The sequence below is a fragment of the Alkalibaculum bacchi genome (assembly GCF_937875145.1).
Taxonomy (GTDB): Bacteria; Bacillota; Clostridia; order Eubacteriales; family Alkalibacteraceae; genus Alkalibaculum; species Alkalibaculum bacchi_A.
In genome coordinates this window covers 1-18,381 of the sequence record NZ_CALNCS010000107.1, presented here as the reverse complement: position 1 = coordinate 18,381, position 18,381 = coordinate 1, and the positions used below count along the sequence as shown (strand labels likewise).

Here is an 18,381-nt window from a genome sequence, read left to right as displayed (position 1 = left end):
GCCGTTGTCATCTTTTACCTCCTCTATTTCTTATTCCGAACAAACTCTAAGCTTTAAAATTCTTTACTTATACAAATACTTCTATTTTTTCCCTTTTTTCTAATTTCAATTTTTCTAGTAATTTTGGTATGACTTCATAAATATCCCCAACAACAGAATAATTAGCTATATTGAAGATTGGTGCATTAGGATCGGTGTTTATAGCAATGATTTGCTCTGAATTCTTCATTCCTGCTATAAATTGAACAGAACCGCTGACACCACAAGTAATAATTAATTTTGGTTTTACTGTTCTACCTGAAAGACCAATTTGCACTTTTGGATCGGTCCAGCCAGCTTCTATTAATGGTCTAGTACTTGCTACCATAGCCCCTAATTGATCTGCTAGCTCATAAATTATTGCAAGGTCTTCTTCTTTTTGAATGCCTTTACCTGCTACGACTAATACTTCTGCGTCTTCTATGTATTTTGCTTTTGGTTTTTCTTTGCTTTCTAATACAGTAATTCCAGATTTTAATAACTCTTTAGAAATAGAACAAATTTCAATAGTGCCTGCTCTTCTCTCGTCTTTCTCCATAGCAGAGAAGATCTTATAGCGAACTGTCGCAAATTGTGGTCTTTTATCTCGAGTTTTTATATGAGCCATAATATTTCCACCAAATGCTGGCCTAATCTGAGCTAAGTCCGTATTTTCATCGATGCTTAAGCTAGTACAGTCTGCAGTTAGGCCTGTTCTAAACCTAGCTGCTACTCTAGGAGCTAAACTTCTACCTACTGTTGTACCACCTACTAGGACTACAGAAGGCTTTTGATGCTTAATAAAGTCTTCAAAAACTGCTGCATAAGGTTCTACTCTATAGTCTTCTAACTCTTTTTCATCGTAAATATATACTCTATCCGCACCAAATTGAATTAATTCTCCTCCTTTATCGGCAATATTGTAACCTGCAAATAAGCATATTACTTCATGGTTAATCTCTTCTGCTAATTCCCGTGCTTTCCCCAAGAGTTCAAAAGTAACTGGATGTATTTTGCCATATGTATGCTCTACATAGACTACAACTCCATTCCAAAGAGACTTATCGATTTCTTCTCGTTCTTCATCTTCTACATATGTAAAATATTCTGGCTTTTCCTTTGTACAAATTTTGCACATTTTACATCCTGCGCTAATATCTAATTTTCCATCAATGTATTCTATAGCGCCAAAAGGACAAATCTCTTGAATTGCTGCTCCCTCTTGGGCACTAATCTCGCTTTTTTGAACAATCTCTATTTTTGCCATGATACCCCTCCTACAATATTTTTAACTCTACAATTTTGTCTGCAATTTTTGTTGCCAGCTCATCGGAAGTTCCTTCCCAGCTTTCCGTATTACTGTTTGAAGTTGGTGGGAATATACGAATGACTTGGGTAGCGGAACCATTCATGCCGTAGTGCATTTCATTTGAATCTTCAAAATCGCAAACGCCATAGGCCGTAATCTCTTTATTCTTTGTAGCTTTTTTGACCTTATAAGAAGGTAATCTCGGTTGATTTAAGTCTTTATCTACTGAAATGAGGCAAGGTAACTTTATTTCAATGGTTTGAATCATAGTAGGCATGTCTACATCTACTACCAAAGATTCTTTTTTTATTTCCTTGATTGCCAATATATTGTTGGCATGAGGAATATCTAATAATTCAGCAATTTCAGCACCTACTTGAGCTGTATCCCCGTCTGTAGTTTGTTTTCCACAGATGATCAAATCTGCCTTTCCAATTTTCTTTATTCCTTCTGACAAAGCTTTTGCCGTAGCCAGTACATCTGCTCCAGCGCATTTTCTGTCCGTTATTAAATATCCATGATCAGCACCTAATGTGAAGGCCTCATGTAAAATATCTGCAGCTTGATTTGGTCCCATAGTCACAACATTTATTGTAGCACCTGTCTGTTCTTTAATCTGAACAGCTCCCTCTATGGCAAATAAATCATAAGGATTAATTTTAGCGTCTACACCATCTCGCTTTAAATTTCCTGTCTCTTGATCAATTTCTACTTCTGAAGTACTTGGCACTTGTTTAATACACACTGTAATATCCATCTTTGCCCTCCCCTTTATTCATTCATTGCGTTTATACAATCTCTATGGAAACGTTTAATAAATTTTGAGAAAAATAAAACTAGCGCTAAGTTTGTATTTTTTCATTAATATACATTTTATAAGCTCATTTTATATGTTTATAAAAAAAAGATAAATGGCCTATAGACCATTTATCTTTTTCAAAATTTTGTTACGCGTAACATAAATAATATCCTTTTAAACCATCTTCTTTAGTTGAAAAGCAATGCTCAAAATTGCAAAGTCTCTAAGTTTCCTCATATCATAACCCGTTATTTCGTATAGTTTGTTAATTTTGTATTGAAGCGTATTTTTATGAATATAAAGTTCTTCTGATATCTTTTTAATGGATCCATTGTGTTTTTCATAAAGCCGTATAATTATTGAGTACTCTGTATATTCTTCCCTCTTTAAACCATTAAGGACCTTACCTACATATTCTCCTACAGTATTAGGCGAAATATTATTTAAGATAATTTCAAGGTCAAAATCTTCGTAATAGGTAATCTTCTCTTTTGAAATAAGTAGTGACCACTTTAAAGCGCTTATGGCTTTTAAATAGGAATTTCGAAGGGCATTCAGCTCCGTCTGGACATCTCCTATAGCGTATCTCATATTGAGGTTAAGCTTTTTATTTACAGCTTTGCTAATGCGACCAATCATTTCATTACAGTGTTCTCTAGAGCTATAGTCTATAATCGTAACGATATTGTTACCTGATAAAGAAATTATACAGTTGGTATTTTTCATGACAGATCGAAAAATCCTAAGAACTTTATCTTTATTATGAAATCTCTTGATTTCGTGTCCAACTATAGTAGAGGCTATGACAGTGCGAGAAATTTTATTTTTAATTCCATATAAGCTTTCATAGCGAACAATTTGTCTCTTATCTAATTGCCTTTCTGAATAAAGAAGAGCATCCATAATCAATTTATCTCTTTCAATTTCGTTGTCTTCTACATCTTTATTGTAACCCTCTTTGATGAGAATCTCTGTCAAACGCTTGATAATCTTCACGTATTTCATGACTTCGTCGCTATTTCCAGTAATGCCAATGACGCCAACGATGATGTTATTTAATTTTACAGGCATATTAATGCCTTTTTTGGCTCCTTCATATTCATTGTCACTATAAATAATTAAGTCAGACCCCGTTTTTGCAACCTTTTTACCTCCACGGTGAACTTGACCTTTTCGGGACTTGTCTGTAGAAGCAATAATGACCCCATCTGTATTCATGTAAATCAAGTCTTGTTCCACAACGGCTTTCATCTCATTGAGAATGTTTTGCAAGTAATTTTCCGATATATATGTATTCCCACTATTCAAGACCCTTCCTCCTTTACTTACTCTTAGTATCACTATATCACTTTTGAAAAGTAGGATGCTAGATGCTTGAAATTCGTTTATAGATTTTAGAATTGAGTTTCTCTTTATTGCAGGAATTTCCACATAAGGTATAATAAAGGTATACATTTTAAGTAAAGAAGGGTCAAGTATGTTTTTTATAGGAATTATGGGAGTAGATACAAAGGCAAAAGAAATTAAAGATATACACAATATTACCTGCAAATATTGTGGGAGACTAGGAATGTATAAGTTTATAAAACAATACAATTACTTTCATTTCTTTTTTATCCCCTTGTTTCGTTGGGGAGTAAAATATTTTTTAGTCAGCAGATGTTGCCATAGCGTCTTTTCTATATCAAAAGAGAAGGGAAAAAGGCTAGAAGATGGAACAGATGGTTTTGTAGACTCAGATGAATTACACTACGAGGATAATAATAGAGGACAAACTAGAAATAGTTGCCCTCATTGTGGAAATATGATTGACGCTTCCTTTGATTACTGTCCACGGTGTGGGAATAAGGCTAGGTAGGTGGTAAGGTGGTAAGGAAAACCATCGTCGCCTAAAGGGGAGACGGTTTTCCTTTCCGCTATCAGCATTCAGCTTTTGAGGTTTTTCCCGTCCAACCGACCAACCGCCCAACGAACCAACCCAATTACGCCAACAAACTAAAATACAATATAACCACAATCCCCAATACAATTCGATAATACCCAAAAGCTTTAAAGTCATTTCTCTTAATATAGCCTATTAAGAATTTAATCGCTATAATGGAAACTAGAAAAGATATGAAGGTTCCCGTCAGTAAGATGATTAGCTCTGCGCTTGTAAATACCAATCCGAACTTACGTAGCTTTAAAAGACTTGCTCCAAACATCACTGGAATGGCCAAGAAAAAGGTAAATTCTGTAGCTACAAATCTTGATGTTCCTACTAACATTCCACCTATGATCGTAGCTCCTGATCTAGAGGTTCCTGGAATCAAAGATAACAATTGAAACAGTCCAATTTTAAAAGCTGTAGCGTATGTAAGTTGTGAAAAATCGTTGATTGCAGGTTTGTAGTAGTTTTTCTTATTTTTGTTTTCGATTAATATAAACCATATACCGTAAACGATCAATGTAATAGACACTGTTTGGTAATTATAAAACAATTCATCGATTAGATCATCAAACAACAAACCAATAACAGCTGCCGGTAAACAAGCTACTACAACTTTAAACCATAATGTCCACGTTTCATTTTTTTCTCTTGCTGTTTTCTTTGAAGAGAAGGGATTTAGTTTATTAAAATACAATAACACTACAGCTAGAATAGCTCCTAATTGAACAACTACAAAAAACATCTCTTTAAACTCTGCTGACATATTTAATTGAATAAATTCATCTGCAAGTATCATATGACCTGTGCTACTAATGGGAAGCCACTCTGTTATGCCTTCAATCACACCTAAAATAATGGCTTTTAGGATTTCAATAAATTCCATAATCTGTCTCCTTTATATTATATAATCCTTTCATTACTATTCCGTAAGGTATACAAAAACCTTACGGAATAAAGTTTCACTTTATTATATAATACTCTATGACAAATCACAAAAAATATTATCTTACTTATCCGCAATTTTACTTAAGAAATTATAAATACTTTTTAAGGTTTCTTTATTGATTCAATGATCTTTTTCTCTACTTCAAACCAATTAATAAGATTCCACCAGTTTTCTAAATATTCTCGTCTTCCATATAATAAATTAGGGTACTCAGCCTCATCCTGTACATAACACGATAGAATGGGAATAATGGAGTTGTCTAAACATTTTCCCTCTTCTACTTGAAAAACCTTTAATTGCCCTACTTGTGGCAAATACATAAGTACACTCCAACCTGATCCAGAAAGAGTATCTGCTGCATTGATCAAGTGCTCCTTGAACTGGTTAAAATGTGCTAATGATTTTTTTATTAGTTTGATTGTTTTTGTTCCCGGATATCCCCCTAAACCTAATGGAGACATGATTGACCAGTAAACTTCATATAAGGAAAGGAGAAATTCTCCTTTTGTAATCTCCTCTTCCCAATAATCAAAGAATTGGTAGTTTTGTAAATTTTCTTTCGTTTGGGCAAGAGTATATTGAGAATCATTTAAATATTTTACACATTTTTCATAATCAGAATAAAACTTTTTTAGCATGCTTTTTGTTATAATTGGTTCTAATTCATCATATTCATAAGGCAGAGCCTTTGCCTCGTATATTATTTTCGGTTTTATAACGGATTCTATACTCATAAAGAATACCTCCTAACAGATCTTTACTGTATTAGTATATTCCATGAGAAGATTACTGTGAATAGAAGGCATTCGCTCTAATTTTAATTGTTAATAGAATATAGTAAGCTAAAAGCAGAAGGTGGAAAGCTGAAATTAAATTCGCCCATAGCGAATATGGTTTTTACTTTTCAAATAGATATAATCCTTTTAAGAGACAGTTAAACTTGTAGCTACTAAATCAAATTAGAAATCAACAACCTTCGTACGACTGAAAAACCATCCCACCCTTTTCCGCTTTCAGCAAAAAAGCAACGACTTTTACATCGTCACTTTTCTAATAAACTCCTTAATATTCTTTTCTTCCTTTGACGAATCCGCATTAAGTCTACCCATTCGATCACAGTAGCCTAAAAGAGCTATTTCATTTATGTCTACATGGTCTTTCATAGACGAAATAGCCGCAAAGGGTAAATTGTTTAGTACGAAGAGTATCTGCATATGGTAGCGAACCAAAGCCGTTACGTCTTTGATGAACTCCTCATCTTGCCCTACTTCTAATAAAAATTTCTCAGCTAACTCTGCCCCTACTTTATCGTGATCATAAGAAGTAATTTTACCTTTTCTCTTTCGAGTAGTACTTGGCTTTCCTATATCATGAAGGAGGGCTGCCCACATGAAAGCTCTTTTATTTTTGCTTTTGTTTTTTACTTTAGCTGCTCCATCCACCACTAACATGGTATGATTCCAAACACTTCCTTCTGGATGGTATTTAGGTGATTGCTCGGTTTGAATTAATTTATTGAGATAATCATAAGGATGCTTTTTAAATTCTGGATTATCTTTAATGGAATTGAGATACTCAGACGGTTTAGAATCATTTAATAAATGCTCTTCTATTTTTTCGAAAAAATCCATTGAATCTGTCATCTCTGTTTTAATTGTGGGTTGTCATCTTTCATACCAAATACTGCGCGAGCACTTTCTGCCTGAGGATCATGCTTAACATTTTTTGAACGAAATTTACCATCTTTCTTATTATGTTTTTTGTTCCCTTTTTTCTTATTATGTTCTGCCATAATTTTATACCTCCTATTTTGATTATACTAAATAGTATTTGAATTTACCAAAACAGTATGCGCATTAGTTGTAAGTTCTATATTCTAAGTAAAACCTTTTAAGTCACTAATAATTGTAGAAATGTAGTGTTAGCCTATATTTTTAGATCTTTTTAGCCAACAACTAACCGACTTTCCATGTTTGCATCTTGTGAGTAGCTACGTCAAAATAGATTTTCACTAAAAAGTAGAATTTTTTTATTAAATAAAAGTTTTCTACTTATAATTTCATAAGTTGAAACACACATTTTGGGAAATACTAATATTATGATTAGTAAGATGATGTTTATTGAAAATAGGAGGTTTACTATGAAAAACAATAAATGCAAAAAATTATTTCCAGGTGGAAATACTACACAAGGTTTTTTTTCTTATTTTGATTACATAATAAGACCAGATGCGAATCGTTTTTTTATACTCAAAGGTGGGCCAGGAGTTGGAAAATCATCTTTTATGAAAAAAATTGGAAATGAAATGCTTCAAAAAGGTTTTACTATAGAAGAACACTACTGTTCTTCTTCTAATGATTCTTTAGACGCTTTAGTGATTAAAGAGCTAGATATTGGCATTGTAGATGGTACAGCTCCACATATGATTGACCCCAATAATCCAGGTGCTGTAGATGAAATTGTCAATTTAGGAGATTATTTAGATGAATATCATTTAGTAAAGCATAAGACAGAATCTATGGCCATGAATCAAGAAACAAACAAATGTTTTCGAAGAGCATACAAGTACTTGAACGCAATTGTACCATTTATTCAAGATATAAGAGACATTTATGAAAATGGTATGGATACTTATCGTTTTCACCAGTTATATGACAGTATGCAAAAGAATATTTTTGAACATGTAGATAAAAAGAACAAAATTGGTTTTACAAGACATTTATTCGGTAGTTCTATCACTCCCAAAGGATTTATCGATTATCAAGAGACTGTTTTTGACGGTATTGATGATATCACTTATATAAAAGGAAATTGGGGAACAGGCTGGGATACACTACTAGAAAGTTTAGGACAAAAAGCCACTTTACTAGGATATGATGTAGAAGCCTACCATACCCCTCTAGCTCCAAATATTATCGAAGATTTGATTATACCTGAATTAAATATTGCTTTAACTACAAAAGTAAAATTTATTGATCAATCTAGTTGCGTAATTGACTTGGATGCATTGGTAGATTCTAAAATCCTTCAGAAGTATAAAAAAGAAATAGAATACGATAAAAAAATGATTGATGAGCTCATAGCAAAATCAATAGAGTATGTTAATGAGGCTAAACTTGCCCACGATAAATTAGAGTCTTTCTATATTCCAGCAATGGATTTTAATGCAGTAAATGAAAAACGAAAAGAAATTTTAAAACGAATCTTACAATACGCTTAATAGTCCCTCCTTTTTAAAAGCCTTTCGCTGATATTTTAAAGTGAAGGGTTTTTAGCATCTATATCACTTGACTAAATTCATTGTACATTTCCTTTATCTCACTTATATAAATCCTATATTTTTATTATTATTTTATTTTTAATAAATATCATAAAATTTATATATAATTATGCTTGACCAATATAATAAATTGATGTTAAAATATAATTATACTTAAATTTTATTTTACAAATTATTTACTATATTCACTAATGTATTGATATTATAAATACATTATTTAGTATATCACTGCGTACTACAGCTGTAGATTACAGCTCTATATCATACAATTATATATTAAGGAGGAGATCATATGTTAACAGCAAGACAAAATTTATTGGAAACGATTAAAGGTGGAAATCCAGACCGCTTCGTCAATCAATACGAATTTATGGAACTTATTGTAGAAATTCCTCTAGCGGGAGCTCCTATTGCACCTGGCGAAGAAGGAAAAGACGTATGGGGTGTCACCAAGAAATGGTATGAAGGGCAACCTGGTCAATTTCCTGTACACGGAGATGGTTATACCGTCTTAGAAGATGTAACACAATGGAAAGAAATCATTAAAATGCCTTCCGTTGACTATCCAAACGAAGCTTGGACAGCCGCCATTGGACACGCCAATAGTGTTAATCGCAATGAAAAATTTGTTACTGCGACATATTTCGGTGGTGTTTTTGAAAGATTACACTATCTAATGGGTATGGAAAATGCATTGATGTCCTTCTATGAAGAACCTGAAGCTATGAAAGAATTAATTGACTTCATTACTGAATATGAACTGGCTTACGCAAAGGAAACGATCAAACGTATTAAACCAGATGCACTATTCCACCATGACGACTGGGGTACTCAAAAATCCACATTCTTATCACCTGAAATGTTTTCAGAGTTCATAGCCCCTGCTTATAAGAAAATCTACGGTTATTGGAAAGAAAATGGCGTTGAAGTAGTAGTCCATCATGCAGATTGTTATGCTGCCACATTAGTGCCTTCTATGATTGATATGGGTATTGATATCTGGCAAGGTTGCATGACTACAAATAATGTTCCGGAGCTCGTAAAAAAATACGGCGGAAAAATCAGCTTTATGGGTGATTTAGATAATGGCCAATTAGACAAAGCGGATTGGACTGTAGAAGAAGTAGTAGAACATGTAAAAAGAGCTTGTACATCCTCTGGTACATTATACTATATCCCATCTATGATTATGGGCGGACCAGATAGTATATACCCAGGCCTTTATGATGCTGTTAGTGCAGAAATCGATAAAATGAGTAAAGTAGTATTTAAATAAAGCACAGTAGAAACATAAAAGTGCCTCTGGTGCTTTAGTCTTCAGCTTGAAAGATAGATACCAGCAATCAGTATCAGTTCTTGTGCTATCCAATGGATAGCACAAGAGAAAGACCTTATAAAAATTCCAATTTTAATTCCAATTTTAATGATAGTTTTAAGCTGGAATTTTACAGGGTCTTTCTTTAACTACATACTGGACTAGGTGGCTTTCTTTATACTGTTAATTCAAATGCATTTATTATATGATTCACCTTCACATCTTCAAGATAATCTAAAATCTCGATTACGTCAAAGCGAATATTGTAGTCATAATCAAATAATTTTTTGCTTTGGAGATAATAAAGAGCTACTTTTGAGATTTTACGTTGCTTATGATAGTTCACAGCCTCACTAGGGTAGCCATACTGATTGCTTTGGCGGGATTTTACCTCTACGAAGACGATAGTAGATTTGTCCCTTGCTACAATATCAACCTCCCCTATTTTGCAACGAAAATTGATGTCTAAAATTTTATACCTCTTTCTCTTTAAAAACTCTACGCTTGCTTCTTCGCCAAATCTTCCTTTTACTACATTTTGTTTTTTACTCATAAAATCCCCCCCCATAGAGCGCTTTGCGCTCAAGTAGATACTTAGTGCTAGTCTTTAGTCTCTAGCATTAATGCATTCCTTATGGGTCGATTTTTCGGTTCTATTTCCGCTTTCAGCTTTCTACTTTCCGCTCAAATTATTTATTACTTACTCAAATATCATCTCATCTAAACATTTTTTAGTATATTATTCAAAAAAGACATTCTATGAATTGGGCAGGTGCCGTATTTGTGAATGGCGTCTATATGTTCTTGGGTGCCGTAGCCTTTGTTGGATTTGAAGTGATACTCTGGATACATCTCGTCATACGTATCCATCATTTTATCTCGGGTCACTTTTGCTACAATACTAGCTGCAGCAATGGAATAACATTTTTCATCACCTTTAATAATAGACTTTTGAGGTATATGAAGTCCATCTATATGCATTGCATCGATTAATACGATTTGAGGAGTCAACTGAGAATTGTCGATGGCGTCTTTCATGCTCTGTTTTGTTGCTTCATAAATATTGACTTCATCAATCATATCCTTATCGACGATTCCAACGCCTATAGAAATAGCTTCTCGTTTTATTTGCTCATGAAGAGCTTCTCTTTTAGCAATGGATAATTTTTTAGAATCATTAATGTATAATAGATGTGAATCTTGGGGAAGTACGACGGCACAACTTACAACAGGTCCAGCTAAAGGTCCCCTGCCAACTTCATCAATACCCGCAATGTACTCATAACCTTGCGCATATAACTTATCTTCAAATTGCTTCATTTGATCAATTCTGATACTTTCTTTGATATAAGACTGGTATTTCTTTTCTAAAGATATAGCTATTTGCTGAACACCAGCCCTCTCATCTCTTTTGAGAAGAAGTATGTACTCTGGATAATCTTCGATGTTTACTTTAGTAATTTCCGATTTTATTTGAGATATGCTCATTTCTTTTGTGTTCATGAATTAGCTCCTTTTGATTAATCACTGAAAGTCGAAAGTGGAATCCGGAACTCTCTACGTAATTTAGTAGTAAAACCATTGAATCGTCTCTATTAAAATATCCTATTTCCACATTCCACTTTCTACTATAATAACATAGAACTTACAACGAAAGCGCCCATTGAGGGCGCTTTAAGGTCGTTCAAAACTAATTTTTCCTATCTTTGTCTTTCTCAACTCATCTAAAAGCATTTCTGCTGTTCTTGCGTAATCGATATTATTGCCCTTTTGAATAAAGCCTCGTTTCTGAGCAATCTTTTCATAAACGGTGATATCCTCATCATCAGAATCTATTTCAATATTGTAGCGTTCTATCAAGTTTTGAGGATAATATTCTCTTAAAAAAGAGATTAAACGAAGTGTGGCGCCTTCCCTATCGTATATAGTATCTTTTATAGATCCTATCCATGCTAGTTTTAAACCAGTTTCTGTATCTTCAAATTTTGGCCACAGTATCCCCGGAGTATCTAAGAGAAGTATTTTGTTGCTTACCCTAATCCATTGATTAGCTCTTGTCACGCCAGGAATATTACCTGTTTTAGCAGAAGATCGACCAGCCATTTTATTAATGAGAGTAGATTTGCCTACATTAGGAATTCCTAAGATCATACATTTTATTTGTCTGTTCATTCTGCCTTTTTTGGCATCTCGTTCTAAAACATGAGCCATTTTGCTTTCCATTGCACTGATTAATTCTCTTACCCCTTTGCCTGTAATAGAATTAGTAAAAATAAAATCCTGTTTATTCTCTATATAATAATCTGCCCATAGCTTGTTTACTTCTGGGTCTGATAAATCACTTTTATTTAATAAAATAATTTTACGTTTATTTTGAATAATACTGTCTACCTCTGGATTCTTGCTGCTAATAGGTATTCTCGCATCTAATAGTTCTATTACTACGTCGATGAGCTTTAGCTCTTCTTGTATTTTTCTCTTGGTTTTGGCCATATGACCTGGATACCATTGAATTTCCATTGTACTACACCTCTTTAATAAAGTGCCTACGGCGCTTTAGTTCTAAGTTCTATGTTGTAAGCTCTAAGTAAAAGCATGACCCTGTGGTCCTAAGATTCTTCGCTGCGTTCAAGAATTACTAGACCAGAAGCTGAGCGACTTACGTCGCAGTGAACAATGAATTTGGAACACTGAACAGTTATATATAAAAGCTAAGTGAATAGTTATATCTTTGTACTGTTCCACTTTCAGCATTCAGCATTCCGCTATTTTATTTTTCCAAAATCCTCAAAGGGATATACTCTATACACAACTTTTCCTACGATTTCATCTTCCTCTACAAAGCCTACATCCTCATATCGACTATCCTTACTATGATTTCTATTATCTCCTAATACAAAATAAGATCCTTCTGGTACTATTACTTCTGGATAGTCTGGATATGCTTCTGTATTAATATAATCTTCTTCTAGTGGTGTGCCATTTATATAGACGATGGAATCCCTAATTGCTACAGTATCTCCAGGCATACCAATTATTCTCTTTACAAATTCTATATGTGTGCTCTCTGTATTGTACTCTAATATAATAATATCTTGAAATTGTGGATTATTAAGACGGTACTCCAATTTATTGACAATTAAGCGATCACCGTCGTGAAGAGTTGGAAACATTGAGGCTCCATCAACTAATACAAACTCAAATAAAAAGAATTTGATGATCAAAGCCAAGACCACAGCAATAGCCGCAGACTCCAACCACTCTCTAATTTCACTCTTCTCTTTTTTGCTTTCCAAGCAAATCACCCCTATGAAAGTGCCTTTGGCACTTTAGTTCTAAGTTTTATGTTGCAAGTTCTAAGTAAAAGCATGACCCGGTCGATCCTAAGATTCTTCGCTACGCTCAAAATGACTAGGATTACTGCTCTAGGGTTTTTATCTCACCCGAAGGCAAGTATTGCTTTGCAAACCAACTAACTACTTTTTCGAACTATCTAACATACTAATATTCCAACTTAAAAGTTCCGCTTTCAGCTTTTTACTTTTAAGTTTTTCCGTCCAACCATATTTAAATACAAAGAAAGGACTGATAGACAGTCCTATATTCTTTCTTTAACTTTTGCAGCTTTACCTACTCGGTCTCTTAAGTAGAATAATTTTGCTCTTCTTACTTTACCTTTTCTTGTTACTTCGATTTTATCGATTCTTGGTGAATGTAGTGGGAATGTTCTCTCTACACCAACACCATAAGAAATTTTTCTTACTGTAAAAGTCTCGTTTATGCCACCGTTTTGTTTCTTTAAAACGACACCTTCAAAAATTTGAATTCTTTCTCTTTTTCCTTCTACTACTTTTGCGTGAACCTTTACTGTATCTCCAACATTAAATTGTGGGATATCGTTTTTAATTTGTTCTTTTTCAATTACATCGATGATATTCATTTGTTTTCTTCCTTTCTTTCTTAGACGTTCTTATCATATTCTCGATAGCGGACCGCCCAGGATAACAGATTAATTATAGCATAAGGCTATATAGTTTTCAATGGATTTTTATTTAAATTATTCACAAAATATACGCTGGAGTTATTGGTCCTTTTTAAACAATTCATATAAATCCGGTCTATTATTTTGAGTGATTTCTTCAGATTTGCTTAATCTCCATTGTTTGATTTTCTCATGATTGCCTGAAAGAAGAACTTCAGGCACCTCCAAATCTTCAAATACTCTAGGTCTAGTATACTGTGGATGTTCTAGTAAAGGCTTGGTGAAAGATTCTTCTACAGCACTTTCTTCATTTCCTAATACTCCTTCTACATATCTAGAAACGCTGTCGATAAAAACCATAGCAGGCAATTCGCCACCAGTTACAATATAATCTCCAATAGAGATTTGTAAATCAATGTATTTTTCGACAATACGATAGTCAATTCCCTCATAATGACCACATAAAAGGATTATATCTTGTTCTTTTGCCAAGTTAGATACCATGCTCTGCCTCAGTACTGCACCATGAGGCGAAAAATAGATGACTTTTCCATTATTTGATCTTTCTTTAGCATATTCAATGGAGCTAGCTAACGGTTGTGGGGTCATGACCATGCCAGGTCCTCCACCAAAGGGATAATCATCGGTTTTGTTGTGCTTATCTTCAGTGAAATCTCGAATATTGATAAGCTCTACTTCAATGAGGCCTTTGTCAATGCTCTTTTTTAAAATACTGGTGTTTAAAAAGCTATCAAACATCTCAGGAAATAATGTCAGCACGAAAAATTTCATAGTTCTTTTAGCCCTTCAGGAATACTTGCTTCTATTCTACGATTGTCCATATCTATCTTTAGAATGTATTGTGATACTGCTGGAACGAGTATCATTTTTTCTTCTGTCTGAATTTCATAAAGATCTGTTCCACCAGTGCTTATAACATCTTTTAATACACCTAGCTTTACACCGTCTTCATAGACCTCTAATCCAATCAAATCTACAATATAATACTCATCTTCTTCAAGAGAAATGCCATCTTCTCTAGAAATCTCTAAATACTTATTCTTTAATCTATCAGCGTCATTTCGATCGTTAATTTCTTCTAGTTTAAGGATAAGATGAGGTCCATTATACTTTACAGAACTAATTTCAAATTCTTCATAATCTTCTTTTGATTTTACATATACTTTCCTTAGGGCTTCGAATCTTGAAGGATCATCCGTCAATGGAAATACCTTAATTTCGCCTTTTATGCCATGAGGGGCTCCAATTTTTCCTACGATTAGCTTTTCATTCATATTATCACCTGCTTTTTTGATAGAGACACACTTAAGCAATCCGTATTTTGCTTAGCTTTTCACTTTTTTACTTACAAAATAGAGTTAGGCATAGCCTAACTCTATTTTTATGATTGCGAAGTAATAATCCAAGCGACTGCTTGCAGTCATAGTAGACATCACTTTCTCAGGCAAATGGCTTGCCAATTTGACAAAGAAAGTCTTATGGATACGTGATGGTTGCTTGCAAGCATTTGGGAACTACCGCATAACCATGAAAAACCCGCCAAGCGCGTTTCTTATGGTTTATTGACAATTTCTAAAGTCGCTCGCTTATTTTCTTTTGTAGCTGCAGCTTTTAAGACTGTTCGAATAGCCTTCGCGATTCTCCCTTGCTTGCCTATAACCTTACCCATATCTTCAGAAGCTACAATAAGTTCTAAATCAATTAAATCTTGGTCCAGCGTTTCGTTAACTACAACGGATTGTGGATTATCTACTAAAGATTTTGCCAAAACTTCAATTAGTTCCTTCAAAAGATGCACCTTCCTCTTTCATTAGATGATGCCATTTTTTTTGAATAAATCTCTTACTGTGTCAGATGGTTGAGCACCATTTCCTAACCATTGTTTTGCTTTATCAGAATCAATCTTTAATTGGACTGGTTCCGTTAAAGGATTAAAATAACCAATTTCTTCGATGAATCTTCCGTCTCTTGGAGCTCTGGAATCTGCAACGACGATTCTATAAAATGGTTTTTTATGTGCACCCATTCTCTTTAATCTAATTTTTACTGCCATGTATCGTTCACCTCCTTTAAGTAGTCGCTAGCCACAAGTCATTCGTCACCAGCTTGCATCTATTCCTCTTAAGTAGCTACTAATTACTAATCGCTAGTCGCTAGTTATTGGCTTATATAATACAATGAAGCTTTTGAGCTATCGCATAAATGGTAATTTAAATTTACTCATTTTTTTGCCACCCATACTACTTAACTGCTTCATCATCTTTCTTGATTGCTCAAAACCTTTTAAGAGTTTATTTACATCTTGTACTCTAGTACCTGATCCTTGGGCAATCCTTTTTCTTCTGCTGGCATTGATGATATCTGGGTTTAACCTTTCGGCTTCTGTCATAGAGTCAATAATCGCTTCTGTTTTTACCAGCTCTTTGTCACTCATATCTAAACCTTGTAGTGCTTTTGTGTTAGCACCAGGCATCATTTGAAGAATATCACTTAGTGATCCCATACTCTTCATTTGCTGCATTTGCTCTTTAAAATCTACTAATGTAAATTCTTGTTTTCGAATTTTCTCTTGTAGTTCTAAAGCTTTTTGCTCATCAAAGTTTGCCTGAGCCTTTTCAATTAATGACAACACATCTCCCATACCTAGTATACGAGAAGCCATTCGATCTGGATAAAAGGGTTCTAAATCAGCGATTTTTTCACCCATACCGACGAATTTTATGTGTTTACCTGTTACAGCAGTAATAGATAATGCTGCTCCACCTCGTGTATCGCCATCTAACTTCGTCATGATAATCCCTGTAATGTCTAGCTTTTCATTGAAGCTTTCTGCAACAGTTACTGCATCTTGACCCGTCATAGCATCTACATTTAATAAGATTTCTACAGGTTCTATTTCATTTTTTATATTGTAAAGTTCATCCATGAGTTGTTCATCTACGTGCAGTCTACCTGCTGTATCCACAATGACTACATCGTATAAATTGTGCTCTGCATGTTCAATCGCTTTTTTTGCAATTTGAACAGGTGATTCTTTATCTCCTAAAGAAAATACATCAACACCAATTTGTTGACCTAATACTTGAAGTTGTTTGATAGCAGCTGGTCTATAAACATCACAGGCTACTAGCAAAACTTTTTTTCCTTTTTCTTTTAATAGATTTGCTAATTTTCCTCCTGTAGTAGTCTTACCTGCTCCCTGCAATCCTACAAGCATAATTGGCGTAATACCTTTTTTAGAAAATTCTAATTTTGTATTTTCTTTGCCCATAAGAGAAGTCAATTCATCATTGACTATTTTTATGACTTGCTGGCCTGGAGTTAAACTTTGTAAAACTTCTACCCCTACAGCTCTTTCATTAATTTTTTTGATAAAGTCTTTTACGACTTTAAAATTAACATCAGCTTCAAGTAAGGCAATCTTAATTTCTCTAGTAGCTTCCTTTATATCTTTTTCAGTAAGCTTTCCTTTTCCTCTGAGTTTCTTAAATGTATCTTGGAGTTTATTACTTAAACCATCAAATATCATACTCTTAAAAATCCTCCATTAAAGTTGTTTGAGCAACTGTTCTAAATCCTCTTTTACTTCATCAAGGATATCAGGTTTATTCCCGTCATAATGTTTTAAATTTTCTATAGCCTTCTTTAGCAATTCTTTATTGACTTTATATTTTTCCATAAGCTTTAATTTACTATCGTATTCTCGAAGCAATTCTTCTGCACGCTTTAAGGAATCGTACACTCCTTGACGGCTGATATTCACTTTTTCTGCAATTTCCCCTAGGGAAAAGTTATCATTATAGTAACAGTCCACAACTATTCTTTGCTTTTCGCTCAACAATTCACCATAAAAGTCATACAATATGGACATCTCAATAAATTTTTCCAAGAAACTCACCACACTTCATCTGTCAAGCTCTTTACTTGACAGGTGTTATTGTACAATACTTTCTTTTAACTTGTCAAGAAAAATATTAGTTGAAAGCGGAATGCACTAATTTATAAGGAAATGCAAGGTTGAACGGTTGGACGGGAAAAACCTTCAATGAACAATGAAAAATAAACATTGAACATTAAACAGTACAAATATGCGACTTTTATTACTCTTTTAAATTGTTCATTATCCATTATTCTATATTCATTGTTCACTGCGAAGTAGGTCGCATATTTGGCCACCTGACCACCTTAAAACAATGCTTCCACAAAGCTCCCTGCATCAAACTCCTGCAGATCATCCATTTGCTCTCCTACGCCAATATAGCGAATAGGGATGTTTAGTTGAGCTTTTATTGGGATGACGATGCCGCCTTTTGATGTGCCATCTAATTTCGTTAATATAATACCGTCAAGTTTCGTAGCTTCATGGAATACCTTCGCTTGATTCACAGCATTGTTTCCACTAGTAGAATCTAATACTAAGAAATTATATTGAGTAAAATAATCTTTTTCATTTTCAATTACTCGGTTAATTTTTGATAATTCCTTCATTAGATTATCTTTATTATGAAGCCTTCCAGCCGTATCGCAGATCACTACATCAGAGCCCCTAGCTTTTCCTGCTTGTAGCGCATCAAAAATTACTGCTGCAGGGTCTGCGCCATTATCATTTTTTATTAAATCTACACCTAATCGCTCTGCCCAAATGGTAATTTGTTCTACTGCTGCAGCTCTAAAAGTATCTCCTGCCGCTAATAAAACCTTCTTGCCGTCTTTTTTAAAGATATTTGCTAATTTAGCAATGCTCGTAGTCTTTCCTACTCCATTGACTCCAACTACTAAAA

At 34.1% G+C, this 18,381-nt stretch carries 22 protein-coding genes; 3 read left to right on the top strand and 19 right to left on the bottom strand.

Features of this window, described 5'->3' with window-relative positions:
- Window positions 1-67: 67 nt before the first annotated feature.
- The 3 genes from Q7P22_RS07050 to Q7P22_RS07040 all read right to left on the bottom strand — a co-directional run bounded on the left by Q7P22_RS07050 (window position 68) and on the right by Q7P22_RS07040 (window position 3,434).
- Window positions 68-1,285 carry an electron transfer flavoprotein subunit alpha/FixB family protein gene (locus Q7P22_RS07050; protein WP_113919689.1) on the bottom strand — a complete coding sequence of 406 codons (1,218 nt, stop codon included), beginning with the start codon at window positions 1,283-1,285 and terminating at the stop codon, window positions 68-70.
- Window positions 1,286-1,295: 10 nt separating this feature from the next.
- On the bottom strand, window positions 1,296-2,084 hold the full coding sequence (locus Q7P22_RS07045; RefSeq protein ID WP_113919690.1) for an electron transfer flavoprotein subunit beta/FixA family protein: 789 nt from the start codon (window positions 2,082-2,084) through the stop codon (window positions 1,296-1,298).
- 216 nt (window positions 2,085-2,300) lie between these two features.
- A complete protein-coding gene (locus Q7P22_RS07040) occupies window positions 2,301-3,434 on the bottom strand; it encodes a sugar diacid recognition domain-containing protein (RefSeq protein WP_303862416.1) in 1,134 nt (377 codons plus the stop codon).
- Window positions 3,435-3,603: 169 nt separating this feature from the next.
- On the opposite strand from Q7P22_RS07040, the gene Q7P22_RS07035 reads away from it, so the two are divergent.
- Window positions 3,604-3,984, top strand: coding sequence for a zinc ribbon domain-containing protein (locus Q7P22_RS07035; RefSeq protein WP_113919692.1), 381 nt, complete (start codon window positions 3,604-3,606; stop codon window positions 3,982-3,984).
- Window positions 3,985-4,108: 124 nt separating this feature from the next.
- On the opposite strand, the gene Q7P22_RS07030 is transcribed toward Q7P22_RS07035, so the two are convergent.
- From Q7P22_RS07030 to Q7P22_RS07015, 4 genes are all read right to left on the bottom strand, one after another.
- Window positions 4,109-4,939, bottom strand: a complete 831-nt coding sequence (locus Q7P22_RS07030) for an undecaprenyl-diphosphate phosphatase (protein WP_113919693.1) — start codon at window positions 4,937-4,939, stop codon at window positions 4,109-4,111.
- A gap of 164 nt (window positions 4,940-5,103) precedes the next feature.
- Entirely contained in the window at window positions 5,104-5,736 is a 633-nt protein-coding gene (locus Q7P22_RS07025) for a Fe-Mn family superoxide dismutase (protein WP_303862412.1), read from the bottom strand.
- Window positions 5,737-6,036: 300 nt separating this feature from the next.
- A complete protein-coding gene (locus Q7P22_RS07020) occupies window positions 6,037-6,645 on the bottom strand; it encodes an HDIG domain-containing metalloprotein (protein WP_303862410.1) in 609 nt (202 codons plus the stop codon).
- Window positions 6,642-6,794 carry a CPC_1213 family protein gene (locus Q7P22_RS07015; RefSeq protein ID WP_170128150.1) on the bottom strand — a complete coding sequence of 51 codons (153 nt, stop codon included), beginning with the start codon at window positions 6,792-6,794 and terminating at the stop codon, window positions 6,642-6,644. Before Q7P22_RS07015 ends, Q7P22_RS07020 begins: the two co-directional genes overlap by 4 nt.
- 348 nt (window positions 6,795-7,142) lie before the next feature.
- Here Q7P22_RS07015 and Q7P22_RS07010 point away from each other — a divergent pair, with 348 nt between their 5' ends.
- Window positions 7,143-8,222 (top strand): hypothetical protein, encoded by a 1,080-nt coding sequence (locus Q7P22_RS07010; protein WP_303862403.1) that lies wholly within the window; start codon window positions 7,143-7,145, stop codon window positions 8,220-8,222.
- A 352-nt stretch (window positions 8,223-8,574) separates the two neighbouring features.
- Window positions 8,575-9,558 (top strand): uroporphyrinogen decarboxylase family protein, encoded by a 984-nt coding sequence (locus Q7P22_RS07005; protein WP_303862400.1) that lies wholly within the window; start codon window positions 8,575-8,577, stop codon window positions 9,556-9,558.
- A gap of 214 nt (window positions 9,559-9,772) precedes the next feature.
- Here the strand turns inward: Q7P22_RS07005 and Q7P22_RS07000 are convergent, their stop codons facing one another.
- The 12 genes from Q7P22_RS07000 to ftsY form a co-directional block, all read right to left on the bottom strand.
- Window positions 9,773-10,150, bottom strand: a complete 378-nt coding sequence (locus Q7P22_RS07000; RefSeq protein ID WP_303862398.1) for a YraN family protein — start codon at window positions 10,148-10,150, stop codon at window positions 9,773-9,775.
- Between the two features lie 167 nt (window positions 10,151-10,317).
- Entirely contained in the window at window positions 10,318-11,100 is a 783-nt protein-coding gene (locus Q7P22_RS06995) for a ribonuclease HII (RefSeq protein ID WP_113919699.1), read from the bottom strand.
- A gap of 171 nt (window positions 11,101-11,271) precedes the next feature.
- Window positions 11,272-12,117: a ribosome biogenesis GTPase YlqF gene (ylqF, locus tag Q7P22_RS06990; RefSeq protein ID WP_303862395.1), complete on the bottom strand. Its 846-nt coding sequence runs from the start codon at window positions 12,115-12,117 to the stop codon at window positions 11,272-11,274.
- A 245-nt stretch (window positions 12,118-12,362) separates the two neighbouring features.
- On the bottom strand, window positions 12,363-12,893 hold the full coding sequence (gene lepB / locus Q7P22_RS06985; protein ID WP_303862393.1) for a signal peptidase I: 531 nt from the start codon (window positions 12,891-12,893) through the stop codon (window positions 12,363-12,365).
- Window positions 12,894-13,195: 302 nt separating this feature from the next.
- On the bottom strand, window positions 13,196-13,537 hold the full coding sequence (gene rplS / locus Q7P22_RS06980) for a 50S ribosomal protein L19 (RefSeq protein WP_113919702.1): 342 nt from the start codon (window positions 13,535-13,537) through the stop codon (window positions 13,196-13,198).
- Window positions 13,538-13,678: 141 nt separating this feature from the next.
- A complete protein-coding gene (gene trmD, locus Q7P22_RS06975; RefSeq protein WP_303862390.1) occupies window positions 13,679-14,371 on the bottom strand; it encodes a tRNA (guanosine(37)-N1)-methyltransferase TrmD in 693 nt (230 codons plus the stop codon).
- A complete protein-coding gene (gene rimM / locus Q7P22_RS06970) occupies window positions 14,368-14,874 on the bottom strand; it encodes a ribosome maturation factor RimM (protein WP_303862388.1) in 507 nt (168 codons plus the stop codon). The genes trmD and rimM overlap by 4 nt, the downstream gene beginning before the upstream one ends.
- A gap of 278 nt (window positions 14,875-15,152) precedes the next feature.
- The gene (locus Q7P22_RS06965; RefSeq protein WP_303862386.1) at window positions 15,153-15,389 is read right to left on the bottom strand and encodes a KH domain-containing protein; all 237 of its coding nucleotides are present in this window, start codon (window positions 15,387-15,389) and stop codon (window positions 15,153-15,155) included.
- A gap of 21 nt (window positions 15,390-15,410) precedes the next feature.
- Window positions 15,411-15,653, bottom strand: a complete 243-nt coding sequence (gene rpsP, locus Q7P22_RS06960; RefSeq protein WP_113919706.1) for a 30S ribosomal protein S16 — start codon at window positions 15,651-15,653, stop codon at window positions 15,411-15,413.
- A gap of 138 nt (window positions 15,654-15,791) precedes the next feature.
- The gene (ffh, locus tag Q7P22_RS06955; protein ID WP_303862380.1) at window positions 15,792-17,129 is read right to left on the bottom strand and encodes a signal recognition particle protein; all 1,338 of its coding nucleotides are present in this window, start codon (window positions 17,127-17,129) and stop codon (window positions 15,792-15,794) included.
- Between the two features lie 18 nt (window positions 17,130-17,147).
- Entirely contained in the window at window positions 17,148-17,489 is a 342-nt protein-coding gene (locus Q7P22_RS06950; RefSeq protein ID WP_113919708.1) for a putative DNA-binding protein, read from the bottom strand.
- 296 nt (window positions 17,490-17,785) lie between these two features.
- Window positions 17,786-18,381, bottom strand: a 596-nt coding sequence (gene ftsY, locus Q7P22_RS06945; RefSeq protein WP_303862377.1) for a signal recognition particle-docking protein FtsY, incomplete at its 5' end; no start/stop codon positions are given.